Genomic DNA, 18,667 nt, shown 5'->3' on the forward strand with positions numbered 1-18,667 from the left:
CACTTCTCTCTCAATCGGCGCTATACTGTTCCCGATTCGCGACGAAATCGTCGTACCAATTGGACAGTTCGGTCACAGTGGTTGCTTCTGCGACAGTGCCGTCGTCTCCAACCACGCTGATAGTGCCGTCTCTACCCCAGCCGCAGACAACCGGGCGGGACGACTGTCCTTTAGACTCGGTGAATTTCACCAGTCGCTCAGTCCCATCCGAGGTCGTCCTCCAAGTCTCGACAAGATGCCGCAATAACGGGTTTCCGGGCGCGAGATAGTGAAGCGATGGGAACTCATCCGCACATTCGTCCGAGAACGTCACTGCAACCTCCTCATCGTCCGGAGCAATCACGGAAGCCAGAGTCCCCTCTGTGTCCAACTCTGGAATAGACTCTATGTCGCTGACTTCCAGTCGGTACGTACACTCTCCGAACTCGAAGCCGTCCCCGTATTCGGTGTCAGTCACATCTATCCCGAGCTCGTCGACGCTCGTGAATCGGATTCCAGCATCGACGAGAGCTTCGCTGCTGGTCAAGACCGACTCAAGGGATTGCACAGTGAACGGCGTATCTGCGTCGTAGTCGTCAGCACCGACATCGAGGATATCTGGATGGTTGAACGATTCCCAGGCATCGAGCTTCGCCTCGTCAATTACGTCTTGGGCGAGGGGTTCATCGATGTCGTCCAGCGATTCACCGACATCAACCCTGTCGCTCTCTTCCTGCTTCTCGATCCGGTCAGAGAACTCCTTATCAGCTCGCTCAACCGCATCTCGGCTTTCATCCCGCTCCGTCTCTAGCGTCGCGGAACGAATCTGGCTGCTGACTCCAGAGAGGATCGGCTGCATATCGCCAACAACGTTTTCGAAGAGACCAATCCGTGCGTCCAGTCGCTCGTAGATGTCCGTCTCGACCGTGTCCTCGTAGCTGTAATTGAGAATCGTCACCTCGTCGTACCGCTGTCCGATACGGTCGATTCGCCCGATACGCTGTTCGACACGCATCGGATTCCACGGGAGATCGTAGTTGATGAGAGCGCCACACTCCTGAAGGTTCAGCCCCTCACTGGCAGAGTCCGTACAGACGAGAATATCGACTTGCCCATCGTCCGCTGCGAACTCGCGCTTCACCCGCTCTTTGCCGACGTGAGTCCACGACCCCGAGTCGCCATCGTACATCTCGCCGCCGCGGCCAGAGTAGGTCGCGACAGTCTCACCGTGGATAGACACGAGGCTCTGACGGATGAAGTCCATCGTGTCCGCATACTGCGTAAAGATGATCGCCCGGTTGTGCCCCTCGTGATCCAGTTCGTTGAGATCGTCGATGAGTTGGCCGATTTTGGGGTCCTGGTCTATCTCCGCCAGTTCGTCGACGAACGACTCCAGTTCCTCGATTTCCTGGTCTAAGAGATGGAGTCCCTCGTCAGTGACGTTGGGGATGATCTCAGCGAGATCAGCATCTTCCAAGTCGCCCTCCAGTTCTTCCAGCGCCTCCACATCCTCAAGATCGTACTCGGAGAGCGTCTCCATCACCACCTGACGAGAGCCGCCCGAATCCGCTTCCTGAGCACGCTGTTTCCCCCTAAGCACTGTCCGCTGTCCCCGGAGTTTCTTGAGGCGGTTCTGGAGACTCTGCGAAATCGCATAGACGCTGCTGGTGAGACGTTGACGGTACGTCGTCATCACGAACCCAATCGCCCGGGATTCTGCCTCGTCAGACTGCTGGGCGAGCTTGTAGAACTTCCTCGTGTAATCGTCGATCCGGTCGTAAACGCGGCGCGTTTCGTCGGTCAGCTCAATCTTGTGCTGCTCTGGATTTCGGTCGGGGACAGTCGCATCAAGGAGTCCCACACGCTCGTACTTGCGGAGAGTGTCACGGGTATTCCGATGGATGAGCGCATCGACAGGGGTCGACTCCCCGAGGACGTCCTGAACGACCTTCCAGCCTGATTCCGAGAGCTCGTCGAGCGCTGCAAGGCGTTCGTTCCGCGAGAACGTCAGCCACTCCTCATCCGCTTTCCACGCAGGGTACAGGAGGTACTTCAGCTTCTCGTCCTCTTTGGCGTCGAATGGGTCGACATCGTGCTCGTCCATCGCGGATTCGAACACGTCGATGTACCCATCGTAGTGTTCGCCGTAGTCACTGGCGAGGTCACATGCCCGAAGCACGCGTTGTTTGGCGATAGACCGGGCCTGCTGGTCGTCACCCACGTCCAGTTCGGTGCCGACCGCGTCGAACACGAGGTCGGAGAGGCTCCGTTCACCAGGGAGCCGGTCTTGATACCGGCTTTCGGTGAGCGTCGCCTGTGCGGACCACGACTCGTCGTTGGAAGAGGTATCACTACCCACCTCCTTGTCCAGCGCTTTCGTGAGCGCACGGCGGGTTTCGAAGAACTCGACGAACTCGTCTTGATTGTCCCACTCCCCAGGGAGGTCGAGCAAGGACATCAGATCGTACAACTCGCCCGCATGCAACTGCATGGGTGTCGCGGTGAGGAGGTAGTACGCCTGCGTGTGGTCGCGGAGACGTTCCAGCATCGAGTAGAAGCTGCTCCCTTTGCGTCCGTTGTGGGCCTCGTCGACGATGACTGCGTCCCACACACCCTCTCGGTTCGACGTCTGCCGGCCGCGACAACTCGCAGGCACCTCGTCGCGTGTTCGCGTCTGGCCGCCATCCTTGGGGGCGACCTGATCCCATCGATCACGTAGTCTCGCAGTATGCCAGGACATGATGACGATCGCGGGGCCGCTGTTCTCGTCGCCGTCCTGATGGTCGTGGAGGAACCGCCACATGGGGCTCTCCACCCAGGCCTGTTCTCGTTCTTGGCCCTGGAGGTCGAGTTCGGACGCTCCTGGCGGGGAGTGTTCGCGTCCGAACGCATCGATGAAGGCGTACTCGTAGTTGCTTCCTCGCTCGTAGCGGTAGGTGTTCAGATTGAACTTCTCCCACATCTCCTCCTGCCACTGAACAGTGAGGCTTGCCGGGACGAGCAACAGTCCAGTCTCAAGCTCGTCAGTCAACCCGAGGCGAGAGAGTGTGAGCCCGGCTTCGATGGTCTTCCCGAGACCGACCTCGTCACAGAGCAGGAAGCTGTTCGGATAGGTGTTGACCAGCGTATCGGATACGACGCGCTGGTGCGGCCACGGTGTAATCGTGCTGCCTTCCTCGGCAAGTGCGAGTCCGCCCGGAGAGAGGTGCCCATCGGAGATGATGTTCGCCTTGTCGCGTTCCGTCGGCGGTGCTTCACCACGGGCGATTTGAATCGCTTCCTCGAGTTTCGTCTGCGAGTCCGGATCCTTCCAGTCGATGAGTTCCTTCTCGATGGCTTCCGGGAGGTCGTACACCTCGACGTAGGGGTGTTCGTTCTCCCAGAGTCGGTCGAAGGTATCGATGTCGCCGTCGACGTACGTCGACTGCTGGTCGACCCACGAACGGTGGACTTTGAACCGCTCGTAGTTGTTCTTCCACCCGCCGACGGTCTCGTTCACGCTCCCTTCGAACGAGAGCGCATTCCCATCATCGTCGTGAAAGATACCCATCTTCGGGTGGAAGATACGCCAAGAACCCTCGCGGGGAACGGCGACCTTGATGTGTAGACGACCTTCTCGGAGGAGTCGGGCGAGAAGTTGGAGCTGTGCGTCTAACTGCTCGTCCTCCAACTCTTCGAGCTCGTCGGTCAGTTCGTCGGTGAGTGCCTCGAAGATCGGGCGGTCGGTGGAGTAGAGTTCGGTACCGACGACGAGTCGCATCTCGCCGTCGTTCTCGAGGAGGGCGTCGATTCCTCGGGAGGCGACCGCGAGCGCGCTGCTAGAGAAGTACCCGGCGACGCGGTCGTAGCGAATGGATCGTTTGAGGGCAGGGACATAGAATTCATCGACTAGATACATCCCGTCGGCAGTGGGCTTGCTCTCGTAGATTGAAGACCAAGATCGATCCGGGAATGTCGACATTATGAGGACGTGACTCTGAGTTCACAGCATTCCCACTTATATTGTGTGACGGGATACTGGATATCCGAGTCAGGGTAAAGAAGGGAGTCAGGGAACTGCTGACTCAGTAGTCGTCGATGCCTGTCTGCTGGGTCTGCTGGTTGTCTTCAGCGAAGACGTTCGGGCTGAAGTCAGGTCGAGGACGTCTCGGGTTCGTCCGACTGCGAGGTCGCGGGCGAGTTCCCAGTCCTCGTGGTCGTGAGGGAGAACTTGAAGCAGAGCCTGAAGCGTCGCTTTGAACGTCGAATCGGAGTCGAAGTTCCGTTCACGAAGCCAGTCGCAGCAGGCGCTCTCTCCCTTCACGTCGTAGATGTGCATCGCAGCGTGAACCTTGTCCAGAGCAAGCCCAAACGAGAGGTCGTCAGGGTTCACCGGGATACGGCTGGATCGGTTCTCTGGTTTTTCATTCGCGTTCTGGACACGATCTGCGTGCCCCCGGAGTCTCATATCGCCCCTGCTTTTGCGCCAAGTCTTCGTGCTGCGCTTGATGTCATCGACGTCGACACCGATACCGTACCCGAGCTGAAGCCCCTCATCGTAGGAGAATGTATCCGATTCGTGAACGAGCCAGCAGAGGATGTACCACTCCGTGATATCGTCAAGATCGCCGATTCCTTCTGCTTCGAGATACTCGTCGACCAGGACCTGAGTAACCGCTTCGCGCGCCTCCTCAAGTGCACGCCGTGGAGGTACTTCGTTGTCTTCGTCGTCGACAACAGGATATGCGTCAGCGAAGACGCGGAGGGTTGGACCGAACGCGCTGATAATCACGTCAGTCTTGGTGAGACTTAGGCCCGAGTCAATGAGATCGCGTGCAGCGTTCTTCGCGGCCGCTCGTGTGTCTGATTTCACGTCGTTCCAGAGCGTCGGAACTGCATTCTCTGGATCGCGCTCCTGGTGCGGCTTGCGCCCCGTTAGCAGGAGAGTGCTATCTGCCGATGCACTCTCGCGCATCCCTGCTCGTTGAGGCATTTCGCTCGTGATAGGGTGCGTTGACGTGATAGTGAACCCAGAGTTGATGAGCGACATCGTCAGCGTGTCCCAGGCATCAGTTTCCTTGTGAGTGAACATCACCGTCATTACGCCGCCCGGTTCAAGGACCCGATAGAGTTCAGAGAAAATCTCGCTCATTTTTCGCTCGTAGGAGTCATTAGCGAGGTCTCGTTTTGAAGAACCATTTCCAGCGACGCCATCGAAGCGGTCCGGATTCGCTACAGCTTCGTTCTCTTTATCAGTGAGACTCTCTCGGAAGATGTCCGGGAAGACATCATCAAGCAGTTCGCGCATCCATACGTAGAACACGTCCGAAAGTTCGGCGTACATGATACTGCTGTAGTACGGTGGATCTACAACGACCGCACTAACACTATCTTCAGCTTGGTTCAGATTTGCAGCATCACCGACTGAAACATTAGCTGGGTCTGAGCCTTCGGGGAGATAGCCCACAAGTTCACCATACGACTGATATATTTTGTCGACGTACGAGACGAAGTCGACACCACCGACCGAAATATTATTATCTGTAAATACCCGCTTGAAGGCGAGGTTTTTGCCTTTGAACATACGGCTGGGATATCCTTTGCTCGTGTCCCAGTCTGCCAAACGACTATTCCGGTCGATCAATTTGCTGAACGAGAGGGTCAGCAGTGTAAGGATGGCCTCCGCAGTCTTTTGATTATGTTCTTCCTCAATCTGCGGCTGGAAGTGATTTATAGCGTCAACATATTCGTAATTACATACCAACTGTCGTGGAGAGAACAACTCGCGCCATTGATTGATACCGAAATTACGAGGCTCTGCTGTTTTGTTCCCTTCCGGAATTGGTGTCGATAAGAATGTCGAGAGCTCGAAATCAGATTGGATACGATCTCGGGCGGCGTCTAATGCTTCCACATCAGCTTCATTTGGTGACCGGAACCCATGGTGGCCGTCACTTTTCAGATATCGGACGCAATATACATCGTAGTCAAATTCGCCTTCGTTAAATCGTTCTCTTACCTCATCATCCTCAGTTACAACCCCACACCTCAGGCATTCTGCATCGCCTCCTCTGGAGACCGGGCCATTATCAGCATCAAACCCACGGAGATCCTCTTCATCTGGATTGACGATGACTTCGTACTCTACCGTTCCGTCATCTAATATCTCGGGCCGAACGACTACCCGTATCCCATCGCTTCTGGTTCGAATCCACCACTTGGTCACCAGTGGAATTTCCGCTCCACACGAACGGCATTGGACGTGGTACGTGCAAACGTAGTTATCGGGCGTGTGGCTTTCTCGGGTGCTGGGGAAGTATTCCTGAATTCGAGGCTTCGCCCTGTCGTCGACTTTCTTTGCCCAGCGTTTCACCTCGCTCTCGATATCACCTACTGCTGGAGCATATTCCAGCATGACTTTCAGAATCAGAGACGGTACTGGGTTGAGCTCGTTTGCATGGGTCGGAAGTCCATATCGAAGAGACTCATACGGAATCACACCGCCCCCAGCGGTTGGATCTAATACCGACGGAAGCTCACCATCCCAGTGTTCACGGAGCGCCTCGTGAATCTCTGCTCTCTCTGAATCGGTAGGAGACTGGGTGAAGGGACGGGGATACCCGTAGTGACTTTCTAAGTTCCCACTTCGTTGGTCTTCGGTCGCCTTCTTTCGTTCTACGTATTCGTTTAGACTGCCCTCGACCTCCCGGTTGGGCCCAATTTGCATCCAGCGAAGCAGGTCGTCAGAATCGATGCCTTGGGGCAGCACCGAAGCAAGAATAGCGAGCCGCGATGCCGGCGTCGGTCGTCGTGCGAACCAAGGGTGGAGATACCTATGGGGAGGGAGATACTGTGGGTTTGCTTCACGCAGGTTCTCAATGCCGACCGTTTTCAACGGGAGTTTCCCCTCGATGGCGAGAGGCTTCAGAGACGAATCCTCCTCCGAGTCGTGAATTGGATTTTCACTCATGGTTAGATATGATCAGTCAGTAGCGTTCGTAGTGCTTTTTCGCCGTTCGGTGAAGACGGGGAACGACACTTTGCGTGCCAGTAGTAGCACTCTTCGTCGCTCATTCGCGCGATACCACGACAGAACGCCCGCATCCGGTCAACCCGCTGAATGGGCTTTACACCAAGGAAGCCCAGAGCCAATCGAACGCCGACGGTCTCCGGGAGGAACACCTCGGCAGCACCGCCAGCGGTGAGTACAGACTCATCTCGGTCTGCCCCACGGAGCGTCTCCCGTACCAGCGGGAGGATAGAGCGGAGCCGACTCTCAGACAGCCGCGTGACTTTCATCGCCGTCCAGTCGTCCCACTCCCATCTGTCGACCTCTGGATCCGCTGACTCTCCGAACACCGATTCGAACGCTTCCGTCACGAGGCCCCGATTGGGGTTACCACGCTGGAGACGGTCACGACGAGCGGACGCCTGCGCCTCGGGCAGTAGTTCGTACAGTGTCAGCGATGCACCCTCGGCGTCGTCACGACGGACGAGCGCGAAGGTTGGGCGGCCCCCGTAGACGCTACTGCCGAACTGGCCTGCTCCGATCGTCTCATCTTCGGGGCCGAGCGTTGGTGGCGCGTCTGCGTCGGGGGTAGGGTGGGACGTCATTGCTGAACCTCTGCGGGTACTTCGACCGGTCCTCGGCCTTGAACCTTCACGTCGATGTTCGTCGAGCCGAGCTCGTCCTGGAGCTCCGCGAGTACGTCGTCTTCCGCGTCCGTGATTGGCTCGGGGTCGTTCAGATCGACGCGGAACTTTAGTTCGACGAGCGACGCGCCGTCGAACGGGTCTGGCTGGTTCGTTACACGGGAGAACTCGTCGATACCGCCGGTGAAGTCAGCCTGGTACGACGCCCCGGCCGACGACTCCGTCTTGTACCGCATCCGTACCGAGACGTTGTCTGCCCGGTCCTTGAACGCTTGGCGTTGGGCGATGAACGAGCCCTTCGACAGCTGATCGTCGCCACCAAGCTCGATAGTGACGCGATCAATGCCAGGAGTGCCGCCCGAGGAGGCTTTTCCGAGAGCGTGCGTCCGAACCTCGTTGAAGGCTCGGGAGGTCGCCATCAGACTCGTCGACCGCTCCCAGTCGTTCGGCCCGTCACACCGCGAACAGAGTCCATCAGGCCCCAGCTGGTCGACTTCCCGCCCGCATTGGTGACAAGTCAGCTTCTCGGGCTCGTGTTGAGGGCAGTACTGCTGGTCGACACCGATCTCGTTAGTACATCCTTCCTCTGCGCACGTATCCTTCGTCGTCTCTGGCGGTCGGATGACATCGTGGTGGACGTCGAGGAGCGCGTTGACATCGGTGTAGACGACGTACTCGTCGCCGATCTTGACGTCCGAATCACGAATGCTCGTGCGGACGTCCGGCGACCCGGAGAGCGGATTTGCCTTCCGCCAGTTCTCCGGACGGTCGTCCTCGTCACCGTCCCAGTAGGCGAGACCGTTCTCGCCAGCGGTGCTGTCCCAGTACGTGTACCCCGCGTCGTCGACCATCTTCGCCACCGTCTTTCGAAGCGGCTTGGTGTTGAGGAGGTACGGGAGCCCGGGCTTCTTCGCGAACTGCGTGACCAACTGTTCGGTGGTCATGCTGTCCTGGGTCTGCTGCCAGAGCTTCTGTTTGAAGAACGCGACCCCTTTCGGACCCGCGTCAGCGCGAATTAACCGGTCTTCGAGCGTCTCTTCGACGGCGTTGACGAGCGTCGTGCCACCGTTCGCTTCAGTGGCGTTGATCGCCAGATGCGTCAGGCCGTCTCGGTCGACGTAGTACAGGTGACGGTACACACCCCGGACGAGTTCACCCAAGAGTCCGTGCGTCTGATCACGGCGCTCACGGAGCTCCTCGATCTGCTCGTTGGAGAGGTCGGCCGTCTGCTGGGAGTCGTCGAGGAGAGCCTCGATGGCTTCCAGCTGACGCGCCTCGTCGATCGCACCTTGGATACGTTCCTTGTCAGGGGCGAGGAAGAGGACGTAGTTCTTGTAGACTCGGCTCTGGGTCTCGCCACCGTGCTTCGAGGCGGATTTCTGGTACAGCGTCTGAATCTTCTCCGGAATTTCACTCCCACCGTCGGAGACAGGGGCGGTGTCCATATGCATCACCGCGAGCTGGGGCTTGGAGACCTTGTCCGGAAGGTCAGCTGGTGACTCGGGGAAGACGACGGTCTTGAAGCCGCCAGTCCCAATCTCTGTTTTCTCTAGCCGGGATTCGAACCGATTGCGCGCCTGCGCGTCGGGCGTGTTGTCCACCCGCTGGTCGATGATACGGATGAGGTTTGGATCAGACTTGAACCGGACGCGCTCCTCGTCGTAGAGGTAGTAACACGCGACGTTCATGTCGCCGCCAGACAGCGCCTCCAACGCCGAGTCGTAGTTGTCGAAACGGATGTCGGGGTGGCCGAGTGCGGCGTTCATCTCCGCACGCGTGAGTCCGGTTGCTTGCTCCCCGTAGGCCAGGCTATGCCAGAGGACTGTTGTCGTCAGATGGCCGCCCAGCGGTGGAATCCCTTTCTCTGTCCACTTGCGGTCTTCGAGCTGGGCATGGGCCGTGTTGTCTTCGCTGTAGATGTCAGCCGAGACAGCCGCACTTAGGTCGACGAATTCGAACAGCGTCTCACGAAGCGTCGAGTCGATACTCCCGTCGGGAGCGTTGTCAGCGGGCGTGAGGTCGTACAGTCGAATCCAGTGGCGGTCGTAGTGATCGGGCTGGTGGTTCCAGAGGTAGTAGACCGCCCGTGCGAGGAGCTTCAGTGCGCCTCGGGTTCGCTGGAACTTCGGAATCGTGTCGATCTTCTCCGTGAGCGTATCGATGATCGTCGGGTGGAACGGGTATTCGCGTTCCAGCCGGTCGACGAAGCTGGCGTCCGTCGCCTCCTGCGGGAACTGTCGGTCACTCCCCGCGTAGTACTGGAAGTACGATTCGGCGAGCGTCTCTGCCTGGTCCCGTTCGATTTCCTCGAAGAGTCGGTGCTGGAGAACCTGGCCAACTTCGTTTTCGGAGGTCGGCGTGACGGTCTTGTGCTGTCGACGGCCGATCTGGTTCAGTTCGTCGATGAGCGTCCGAACTTCCTCTGCCTCTTCTTCGAAGGCAGTGTCCGCAATACTGTATACGACCGTGACCTCGTCGACCTCTGACGCGGTTTCGAGGAGTGAGAGAACGAAGCTCAGGGTCTGGCTGGCTAGCGTCGCGTTCCCGACTTCGACCGCGGACGCCGCCTCGAGGTAGGCTGCGATCTCGTCGATGAGGATGAGGGCAGGACCATCACCAAGCTCGAACAGCCCTTTTAGGGTGTTCCCGCCAGGTGCGTTCCGATCCTGATCATATTCTTTGATATACTCGTAGCCATCGAGGCCATACAGCTGGTAGGCGATTTCTCCCCACATCGTCCGCGTGTTCGGAGCGTTCGGGTCTGACCGGTCGCTCCGGGCGTTTCGGGCGTCGACGTGTCCCCCCACGAAGACAGACGTGTCGACGTTGAGCCCCTGATCTACCGCATCCAGATAGGCAGCACCGAGGTCTTCCTCACCCTCGACGAGATGGCGGTTCAGATCGTCGATATCTGTCGGATTATTCGCGAGGTGGTACGAGGCGATGAGGTCGTGCGTCTTCCCGCCACCAAAACGGGTATCCAGGCACAGAATACTGCTGGAGTAACCACCGCTATCGTACCCGCCAGCCGCGAGGAACCGCCCCGCGAGGTTGCTCAGTAGCGTCCGAAGCCCGTCGGTCGGGTACGTCATATCGAAGAACTGCGTCGCATTCCGATAGACTGGAGCGGCGTCGTCCGGCGAATGTGCGACAGTTGCCAGGCTTGCGGCGAACTGGTCCTCCTGTAGCGTTCCGTCGAGGACGTCTCCCCGAGGAGTACATGCGTCAAACAGACTCGGATAATCTGAGCTACTCATGAGTCTACCTCCTGCTGGCTCGGCTTGGAGACGATGATGAACTCCCCACGATCGCTATTGTTGATGAGTGCGTGAGCGATTTCTTTCGACTCAGCGATGTCGATCTTGATTGGCTCGCCCACCTCTGCATCGAACTTATCGAGTTCAGGTCCGGACAGATTCACTCGTCCAGACCTCCCCGTGTTTTTCCCTATTTGTTTACGAGTCATCCGGATGTTTTGTCTGGCTTACCGAAACAACATAACCTTTACTTAGACTAAGTCGGCTGAGTGACCCTATTGGACATCGACGGATAGGTGTTCAGGGCGCAAATTGGAGGGTAAACTTCCTTGGACTGGAACCTGCTGCGCAGAGATTCAACTGACTAGCAGATGAGTAAGAATAACCAAAATGGAAGGTAGCAGATGTTTACATCGTTCTTTTCGACAACTAGTGACCCGTTTTCTCGCACCTCTTTCGGGAGGCTATCCGTGATGATGAAGCGGTATGGTGCTTCGTAATCGAGGTCACGGAGATCCTCACTATCGTCCTCAGTATGCTGCCCGACACCGGGGTCAAACTCCGTCGCGATTTGTTCTGCCGACTCAGTATGTGGATGGTAAGAGAGAATGAACGGCAGCACTTTCCCCTCTCGATGGAGAACATAATCAACTAATCCGGCGTCAGTTGGACAGTACTCGACTTCGTATGCTTTCACCGCGAACGACAGACGCATCGCGTGGTCGAACGCCACAGTTCGAGCCAATTTGTACTCGAAGTCGAAATTGAGATCGTTCTGCTGACTGTATTCCTCGAATCCGAAGTGTTCCTGGCGCTGTGAGAGTAGCACAACGTGTCGAGGATTGCGAAGATAGAGTCGCGTTCGTCGGTGGCGTCGCAACGAATAGTCGTGAGACTCAGTTACTGCGATTCCATCGTCGAGGATGCCGAGGTAGCTATCGACCGTTCGTCTATCGACGCCGATTCGGTTGCTTATCTCTGTGTATTGGAGCTCCTCACCCCCCTGACTAGCAGCAATCGAACTCAGCCGATGAAGGTTCTCGGGGTTCTGAATAGAGCCGTATTTTGCTAGTCCCTTGTAGAGGTATAGGAGAAAGTGCGAACGGACAATCTCGTTTCTGATGGAGGAGTCGTCAGTCTGGTGTAACGTACCACCTTTTCTCAGGTAATCACGCGCAGCGTCATGGAAATCGTCGCGTTCGGATGGATTGAAGAACTCGAAATATAGCGAATTGAGGGAGTCGATCGCGGAATTAATGCTAGTGTCGGATGATTTCAGGTTGAGTCCCCTCCGAACATCTTTGATTGGATGCGGGCCAGCAATCCGATCAGACCGGAGGGATTCAAGCTCTTCCCTAAACTCGTGGTTGAAATCAACGCTCAGCCCTCCCTCTTCTTCTGGATGCCCGATGGTGTCAACAAATTTCATCGGGAGTACTCCCCAGGGTCTTTCGACGTGATCAATCTTATCGGCCTTCGTTAGTTCACGGAGGTTGACCTGCTCCTTGACGATTCCTGTCAGGAATAGATAGGTGTCCTCATTTACGAACTCTAAGAGGGTCTCTTTCTCATTCTCGTCAAGGTTCAGAATATCGACATCGTCTATGAGAATGTACTTCGTTCCATGTCGAGGAGCAATATGAGAGTAGAAGTAGTCAATTACCTGCTTCAATCGTTCAATTCCCTCACCCGGGCGTTCTAAATGGTATTGGGATGCCTCAAGGGGGAGGTAGAGTATCTGACGTGGTGAGATAGATGAGACTATGTCGAATTCAGGGTCTTTTGGAGGAAATTCGGTAGTCCCTATTAACGCCGCCACGAGTTGATACAGGAGCGTTGTCTTGCCAATCCCTGTCGACCCATAGATTGGATAAACTAAGTTGTCAGTCCCTTTTTCATCGTGCTTGTGTACCGCTTCCAGAATCTTATGGAAGTCTGAACGGGGTGTGAGATCTACAGCCTCCTCCAAATCTTGACCTACTCCCTCGCTCCACCATTCGTTATGACGCTCGGCGTCGGCGATGAAATCCTCTGCTCGGGATTCCTCAGTCATGTTGTCTATGATTATTCGGCCAATCATAAGTATTACTCCATCTTGATGTCGCTATCTGAGAGAGTACTCTCGTTCGCTCACGGCATATTAGGTGAGTAGAATAGAAGGGGACAAGGTGGCTGATATTGATTACAAGTCCAAATATCTCCCAATATGCCCGCGTGGGCCTGCTTGAGGGAATAATCCCCTCCAATATCTCGTTTCACTTATTTCAAAAATAGCGTATTCCGACTTACGCTAGTGGAAAGATATTTGTCGACGGTTGCCCATGTCGTTGGTAGATGCCGACGCAGGCCGACATCGAGGATGGGGAAAGAATCGACATCACGGTCCAGGTGGTGGCTGAACTGGACCGGCCAACGAGTAAAATGGCCAAGCGGCTCAAAGTCCGCGACACTGCGGGTAACGAGTTCCCGCTCGCAATCTGGAACAATAACGCGCTGAGCGACTTCGCTTGGGAGTCGGGGCGCTGGTACGAACTTGAGCACGCAAAAGGAAACGAGTTCCGGGGTGAGAAGAGTCTGAACGGGTCTTCACGACTACGCGCTGAAGTCGTCGGATCACCCGTGGATGACACCGACAACAGCAGCGCGTCAGAGAAGAGGTCCGGGGATCAGCTATTCGACACGCTTCAGGATAATCTTCCGTACCTCTCGCTGTTCCCCTTCGATCGCCACTTCGAGACGCTATCTGTCTACGAGTACCGCATCGAAGCCGACGACGCGTTCGAGGACAGTCCGATGGACGCGACGTACAATCTCGCAGCGTACCTCCGCTCGTCCAGTAACGCGGCCGTCACGCACGCGGGCGTGATGTCGCTCATATCTACCGAGCCGCTGGAGGCGTACCTGCCTGACCCGTTTACACTCACGGGTGAAACTCGGGTCACCCTCCGAGCTGACGACACGGCTGACAACGAGACGATGGTTCGTCTCCTCCAGCAGCTGATGAAGAAGAGCATCAGAACCGACGAGTACGAGACGGGGCGGGTGGACCGTATCCGCACGAAGGAACCCGTTATCAGTGGGCCAGAGGGACTCTTCGAGGCGTGTCTCGCATATCGGCTTAGCATTGAGGTGCTTCCCTCCGGTGACGCCTACGTCGGGGTTGAGGCTAGCCACCACGCCCGCAGCCAGGCGACCGTCGACGAGTACATGAACCGAGTGAGCGCGACGGTCGACGAACTCGTCGACACGCACGTCGAACACGACCCAGAAACCTACTCGACGCCCGGGAGCGGGCGACTCAAGGGCGTCTCAGACAAGCGGTTCACAGACCCGATTCCGGACTTCGGAAATCAGTCGCTCGCGGACTGGTACGAGCGAAAGGACCGCGTCTCGGACGAGATGCTGGAACAGCTTCGCTCGGAGAACCCGCGGCTCGTCGAAGTGCAATACAATCCCAACAGCGACGAGACGAGTGTCCACGTCCCGCAACTTCTCCGCGTCTCCCCGCGCAAAGAAGTCGTCAAGCAGTTGGCTCCGCGTTTCCATCGGGAGTGGGATCGCCGTGCGAAGATGCTCCCTGAGGAACGATTCCAGAAGGCGACGCAGTTCATTACAGGCCTGGATGAACTCCCGGCAGTCGAGACAAGCATCGACCCGACGCCCGTCGGGCCGAGTATTTCGTTCATGTCCACGGAGGTCGACCGCGCGGACAATCTCCGGTTCGGTAACGACCGCACCGCTGACCTCCCCGGCTCCGGCCTGAGTCGATACGGCGTCTACCGTCGTCCGTCCTCGTTCAAACTCCACTACCTCGTCCCGGAACGGTATGCAGACGACTTCGTTGAGTTCCGAGGTCGGATCGAGAAGCAACTCGAGGACATCAACTGCTCGCCGGACGAAACGTCCTACAGCGAGTACGTGTTGGGTCGTGAAATCGAGTACAGTAACGCAGCCGCTGCCATCAGCGATGTCGACGCTGTTCTCGCTGCTGTCCCATCGCCGACGAACGACTTCATTCAGGACGGTACCATCGACGACCCGTACGGGGAGTTCAAGAAGGCGCTCGGCAAGCAGACGATTCCGTCGCAGATGGTCCGAGTGGACAACCTCGACAACAAGTGGGTCGTCCGCAACACCGCGCTCGGTATCGTTGCTGGCGCTGGCGGTGTCCCTTGGCGTGTCGACCAGATGCCCGGTGATGCCGACTGCTTCGTCGGTCTCGACGCGACCCGTGACCCGGATACCGGACAGTTCCTCGGCGCGAGCGCGAACGTCGTGCTCGCAGACGGGACCGTGTTCGTCTCGAAGACGCAATCTCTCCAGTCCGGAGAGACGTTCGACGAGGACGCCGTTGTCGACGTACTCAAAGACGTTCACAGAGAGTTCGTCCGGGCCGAGGGCGAAGCACCCAACAGTATCGTCGTTCACCGCGACGGTCGACTGTTCGAAGATGTCGACGCCATCCTGGCCCCGTTCGACGGGACGGGAATCGACATCGACATCCTCGACATCCGGAAGAGCGGGGCGCCCCGTGCGGCGTTCCGACGTAACGAACAGTTCCGCGTCGACCACAAGGGGCGCATCTTCATCGCGCAGAACGACGACTACGGCTTCCTCACGACCACGGGCCGACCCGAATTCGACGATAGCGATGGACTCGGAACCCCGCGAACGCTCCGCATCGTCCGGCGAGCGGGTGAGACACCGATGCAGACGCTAATGGAACAAGTATACTGGCTCAGCGAGAGCCACGTCGGGAGCGCCCAGCGGAGCACACGGCTTCCGATAACGACCTACTACGCGGACCGGTGTGCCGAGGCTGCACGGAAGGGGTACCTCGTCAACGGCGAGATAATCAGAGGAGTACCGTACATCTGACCGCGTCCAGACGAGCAACCAACACGACAACAGGGGATTCAATTCAAATGGGGAACTTCGACGAACATCTCAACGCGGGGAAGGCCGCCGGACTACTTGCTGCCGTAGTCGTTGGCTTCCTCGTTCTTGACCGCGGTGGAGGCATCGGAGAAACAATCATCGTCGCCGCCGGCGTCGGCGGCGTCCTCGTGGTAGGATCGCTACTACCGGACATCGATCATCAGGCGTCAAAACCACGGCAAGCTGCTGGCAGTCTGGGGGCACTCACGGTCGTCGGGGGCGTTATCGGACTCGTCGTGTTCGCACCAGATAGCGTCGCGCTACTCGGTGGACTCGTGAACACACTGGGTGTCGGTGGGAGTCCGTCTACTCTGGGTATCGGTGTTCTCGTGATCGGTGCGGTCGTCCTCCTCGCCACCGGTGGTGACACGTTCGATTCACTGACCACGCATCGTGGGTTCACGCATTCCCTGGCGTTTGTCGCCCTCGTTGGCGTCACGGCTCTGGTCGCTACCCAACAGCTCGCCAGTCTTGGTGGCGTCCTTGGTGTCTTCGAGGGACAGAACGGTGTATTAGTAGCCGGTGCAGCTGCTGCCGGAGTTCTCGTTCATCTCGCGGTGGACAGCTAGTGGCACCACCGTGACTGATACCGCGTCACCAGAAATCAAGGACCAAACCAAATGAAATTCGATATACCACTCAACACGGACGAATCGGACGCCAGCCACGTGGAGATATTCAAGAGCTGGCGGTCGTTCTCCGACGTCTTCGAGGGTGCAAAGCGGATGCGCGTGGTCACCTACTGTGATTCGCCCGAGTTCATCCTCGACCTCTTCGAGGATCTGGAGAACTTAGAACGGCTGGAGGTCGTTGTCGGAGACGTCGACGACTATCGCGAGCGACTCATCGATAAGCCAGACCTCGCGGACCGACTGGAACAACTGCGCCGAGACGACAAACTGGTCATCTACCTCTGTGAGAACAAGGAGGTTCACTCGAAACTCTACTTGATCGAATACCCGGAGGAGGATCACGCAGGCGAGGAAGCCGATGAGGACGACCAGATGACACTCGGTGGAGAAGCGACCACAGAATCGGACTCGTCAGCGGAGGCCAGTGCAGCACCGGCGAAGGTCGTCATCGGGTCACCGAACCTATCCCGCAATGCCTGGTCGAACCAGACGAACGTCGGGGTCGTGTACGACACGACGGTAGAGAGCGACCTCTACGCACAGTTCGAAGACCTGTATCAGGATCACAGAGACTCCTATAACAAGGGGGGTCCTTTCCTCGAGGACCTCTCCGAACAGCTTGAGCAGTCGAATGACGACCGCGAAGAGGTAATCAAACTGTACACGGAGGGGCGCGTTGGGACACAAGACGAACTCGGAGAGGTCCATGGCCGCCTCGCTGACCACATCGATGCTGAAGTTGAGACGGTAGATCTCGCGCTCGATGGCGGAACAAGCTCCGAAGACGAACGCAGTCAATCAGCGGATGACGCCGCGGGAACCGATGAGTCAGCAGGGGACGGTGATCCCGACATGGCTGATGCGCCACAGGATCGTATCACGCTGTCACTCAGGGGGTACGACGAGTCGACGGTGAGTACACTGTCTCAGATGACCGATTTCGACGCGACGGTGTCGAACGATACGCTGACCACAACCCCAGACGCTTTCCAGCGGTACGCCCAGCAGGTCTTCGACGTGCCGACGATGCACCTGAACGAAGATAGGGATCAGCTCAAGTTCCACTACGACGGCACGGTCTACCGCGTCACGCAACCACCGAAGAGTCCGGAGAAGGTAGACGAGGCGCTTGAAGAGATTGAGAACTACTTCGCGACCGTCGACGACTACGGGAATTCCAATAATTCTACGGCGGTCAAGGCGCACATGTACGAAGCGCTCCTCTGGTTCTTCTGGGCCCCCTTCGCGAACCGACAAGCAGTCTTCTACCGACAGCACGGCATCAACCTCGACAAAGCGCTCCCCTACCTCTACATCTTCGGAGAATCGAACGGTGGGAAAGGCACCTTCTGCCGCTTCGCCCTGTCACTAATCAGTGGAAACCGCGTGGAGGCTCCGGTCGACGCTGACGAGATTGGCAAACGGAAAGTCCGGAATCTCAGATCGGCACACACGTCGTTCCCCGTCGTAGTCGACGACATCACCAAGCAGAAAGTGAACTCGTTAGATACGCTCCGGAACTACTGGAGCGGGTGGACCGGGGAAACGTCCTTCCCGATGTTCGCGTTCATATCCAACGACAAGCGGCCAGGAGAGTGGTTCCGGAACCGAGCCAAGATACTCCGATTCGACGTCAACTTCATGACCTCCCATCAGGGTGAGGCAGAAGTGAATCGCCTCATCGACACGGAGAATCCAATCTTCCAGTGGTTCGGACATAAATACCTGAACCGTGACCTCGTACTGGGAGAAGACTCAGATGCACTCCGTGAAGTCAGAGCCGCGATGCTGGATCTCTACGAATTTGCTGACCGCCCCGTACCGGACTACTTCCCGACCGAACCGGCCGAGCAAGCGTACGATACCGGTCGGGAGCGCTGGCGTAACCTCATCGACCGCGAGGATGTCGAGATTAGCAAAGACGGGGATACACTTCAGGTGACGTTTCCGGAGTCGATGAGCTTCGAGCTACATGAGTACAAACGCGACCCACCGATGACGGTTCGAATTGAGAAGCGAGGCCTCGATTTGATCATCAAGACGCCGGACGAGTTCTTCGACTGGCTTGGTGAGACGACTGCCGACGATCCCAGGGAAGGATTCCTATCTCGAGCCCGAAACCTATTGAAGAGATAACAAGAAATTCGCATAGATTAGCGCACTGTACATGAGGCGCTCCTGTAGCTCAGTGCTGTTGGGTACTTGGATTAATTGTCATTCGGCTATGTA

General features: G+C 57.3%; 9 protein-coding genes. 3 read left to right on the plus strand and 6 right to left on the minus strand.

Going from position 1 to position 18,667, the window contains the following annotated elements; all coding sequences use genetic code 11:
- Positions 1 to 10: 10 nt before the first annotated feature.
- The 6 genes from N0B31_RS21700 to N0B31_RS21725 all read right to left on the minus strand — a co-directional run bounded on the left by N0B31_RS21700 (position 11) and on the right by N0B31_RS21725 (position 12,921).
- A complete protein-coding gene (locus N0B31_RS21700) occupies positions 11 to 3,940 on the minus strand; it encodes a DEAD/DEAH box helicase (protein ID WP_260644149.1) in 3,930 nt (1,309 codons plus the stop codon).
- An 87-nt stretch (positions 3,941 to 4,027) separates the two neighbouring features.
- Positions 4,028 to 6,928, minus strand: a complete 2,901-nt coding sequence (locus N0B31_RS21705; protein ID WP_260644150.1) for a DUF1156 domain-containing protein — start codon at positions 6,926 to 6,928, stop codon at positions 4,028 to 4,030.
- A gap of 2 nt (positions 6,929 to 6,930) precedes the next feature.
- Entirely contained in the window at positions 6,931 to 7,572 is a 642-nt protein-coding gene (locus tag N0B31_RS21710) for a DUF7680 family protein (protein WP_260644131.1), read from the minus strand.
- Positions 7,569 to 10,868 carry an ATP-binding protein gene (locus N0B31_RS21715; protein ID WP_368389265.1) on the minus strand — a complete coding sequence of 1,100 codons (3,300 nt, stop codon included), beginning with the start codon at positions 10,866 to 10,868 and terminating at the stop codon, positions 7,569 to 7,571. The genes N0B31_RS21710 and N0B31_RS21715 overlap by 4 nt, the downstream gene beginning before the upstream one ends.
- A complete protein-coding gene (locus N0B31_RS21720) occupies positions 10,865 to 11,032 on the minus strand; it encodes a hypothetical protein (protein ID WP_260644151.1) in 168 nt (55 codons plus the stop codon). The genes N0B31_RS21715 and N0B31_RS21720 overlap by 4 nt, the downstream gene beginning before the upstream one ends.
- 200 nt (positions 11,033 to 11,232) lie before the next feature.
- The gene (locus N0B31_RS21725) at positions 11,233 to 12,921 is read right to left on the minus strand and encodes a DUF8612 domain-containing protein (RefSeq protein WP_260644152.1); all 1,689 of its coding nucleotides are present in this window, start codon (positions 12,919 to 12,921) and stop codon (positions 11,233 to 11,235) included.
- A 281-nt stretch (positions 12,922 to 13,202) separates the two neighbouring features.
- Here N0B31_RS21725 and N0B31_RS21730 point away from each other — a divergent pair, with 281 nt between their 5' ends.
- The 3 genes from N0B31_RS21730 to N0B31_RS21740 are packed head-to-tail and all read left to right on the plus strand — an operon-like array spanning position 13,203 to position 18,574.
- Entirely contained in the window at positions 13,203 to 15,746 is a 2,544-nt protein-coding gene (locus N0B31_RS21730; RefSeq protein ID WP_260644153.1) for a Piwi domain-containing protein, read from the plus strand.
- 47 nt (positions 15,747 to 15,793) lie between these two features.
- A complete protein-coding gene (locus N0B31_RS21735) occupies positions 15,794 to 16,375 on the plus strand; it encodes a metal-dependent hydrolase (RefSeq protein WP_260644154.1) in 582 nt (193 codons plus the stop codon).
- 51 nt (positions 16,376 to 16,426) lie between these two features.
- Positions 16,427 to 18,574: an Aq_aa27 family P-loop NTPase gene (locus N0B31_RS21740; RefSeq protein WP_260644155.1), complete on the plus strand. Its 2,148-nt coding sequence runs from the start codon at positions 16,427 to 16,429 to the stop codon at positions 18,572 to 18,574.
- Positions 18,575 to 18,667 lie beyond the last annotated feature (93 nt).

This window comes from Salinirubellus salinus, from assembly GCF_025231485.1.
GTDB lineage: Archaea > Halobacteriota > Halobacteria > Halobacteriales > Haloarculaceae > Salinirubellus > Salinirubellus salinus.

What these genes read in the sequence shown, in the direction of transcription:
- N0B31_RS21730 (WP_260644153.1), top strand. Translation starts at nt 13,203, where the DNA reads ATGCCGACGCAGGCCGACATCGAGGATGGGGAAAGAATCGACATCACG.
- N0B31_RS21725 (WP_260644152.1), bottom strand. Translation starts at nt 12,921, where the DNA reads ATGACTGAGGAATCCCGAGCAGAGGATTTCATCGCCGACGCCGAGCGT.
- N0B31_RS21740 (WP_260644155.1), top strand. Translation starts at nt 16,427, where the DNA reads ATGAAATTCGATATACCACTCAACACGGACGAATCGGACGCCAGCCAC.
- N0B31_RS21735 (WP_260644154.1), top strand. Translation starts at nt 15,794, where the DNA reads ATGGGGAACTTCGACGAACATCTCAACGCGGGGAAGGCCGCCGGACTA.
- N0B31_RS21705 (WP_260644150.1), bottom strand. Translation starts at nt 6,928, where the DNA reads ATGAGTGAAAATCCAATTCACGACTCGGAGGAGGATTCGTCTCTGAAG.
- N0B31_RS21715 (WP_368389265.1), bottom strand. Translation starts at nt 10,868, where the DNA reads ATGAGTAGCTCAGATTATCCGAGTCTGTTTGACGCATGTACTCCTCGG.
- N0B31_RS21710 (WP_260644131.1), bottom strand. Translation starts at nt 7,572, where the DNA reads ATGACGTCCCACCCTACCCCCGACGCAGACGCGCCACCAACGCTCGGC.
- N0B31_RS21700 (WP_260644149.1), bottom strand. Translation starts at nt 3,940, where the DNA reads ATGTCGACATTCCCGGATCGATCTTGGTCTTCAATCTACGAGAGCAAG.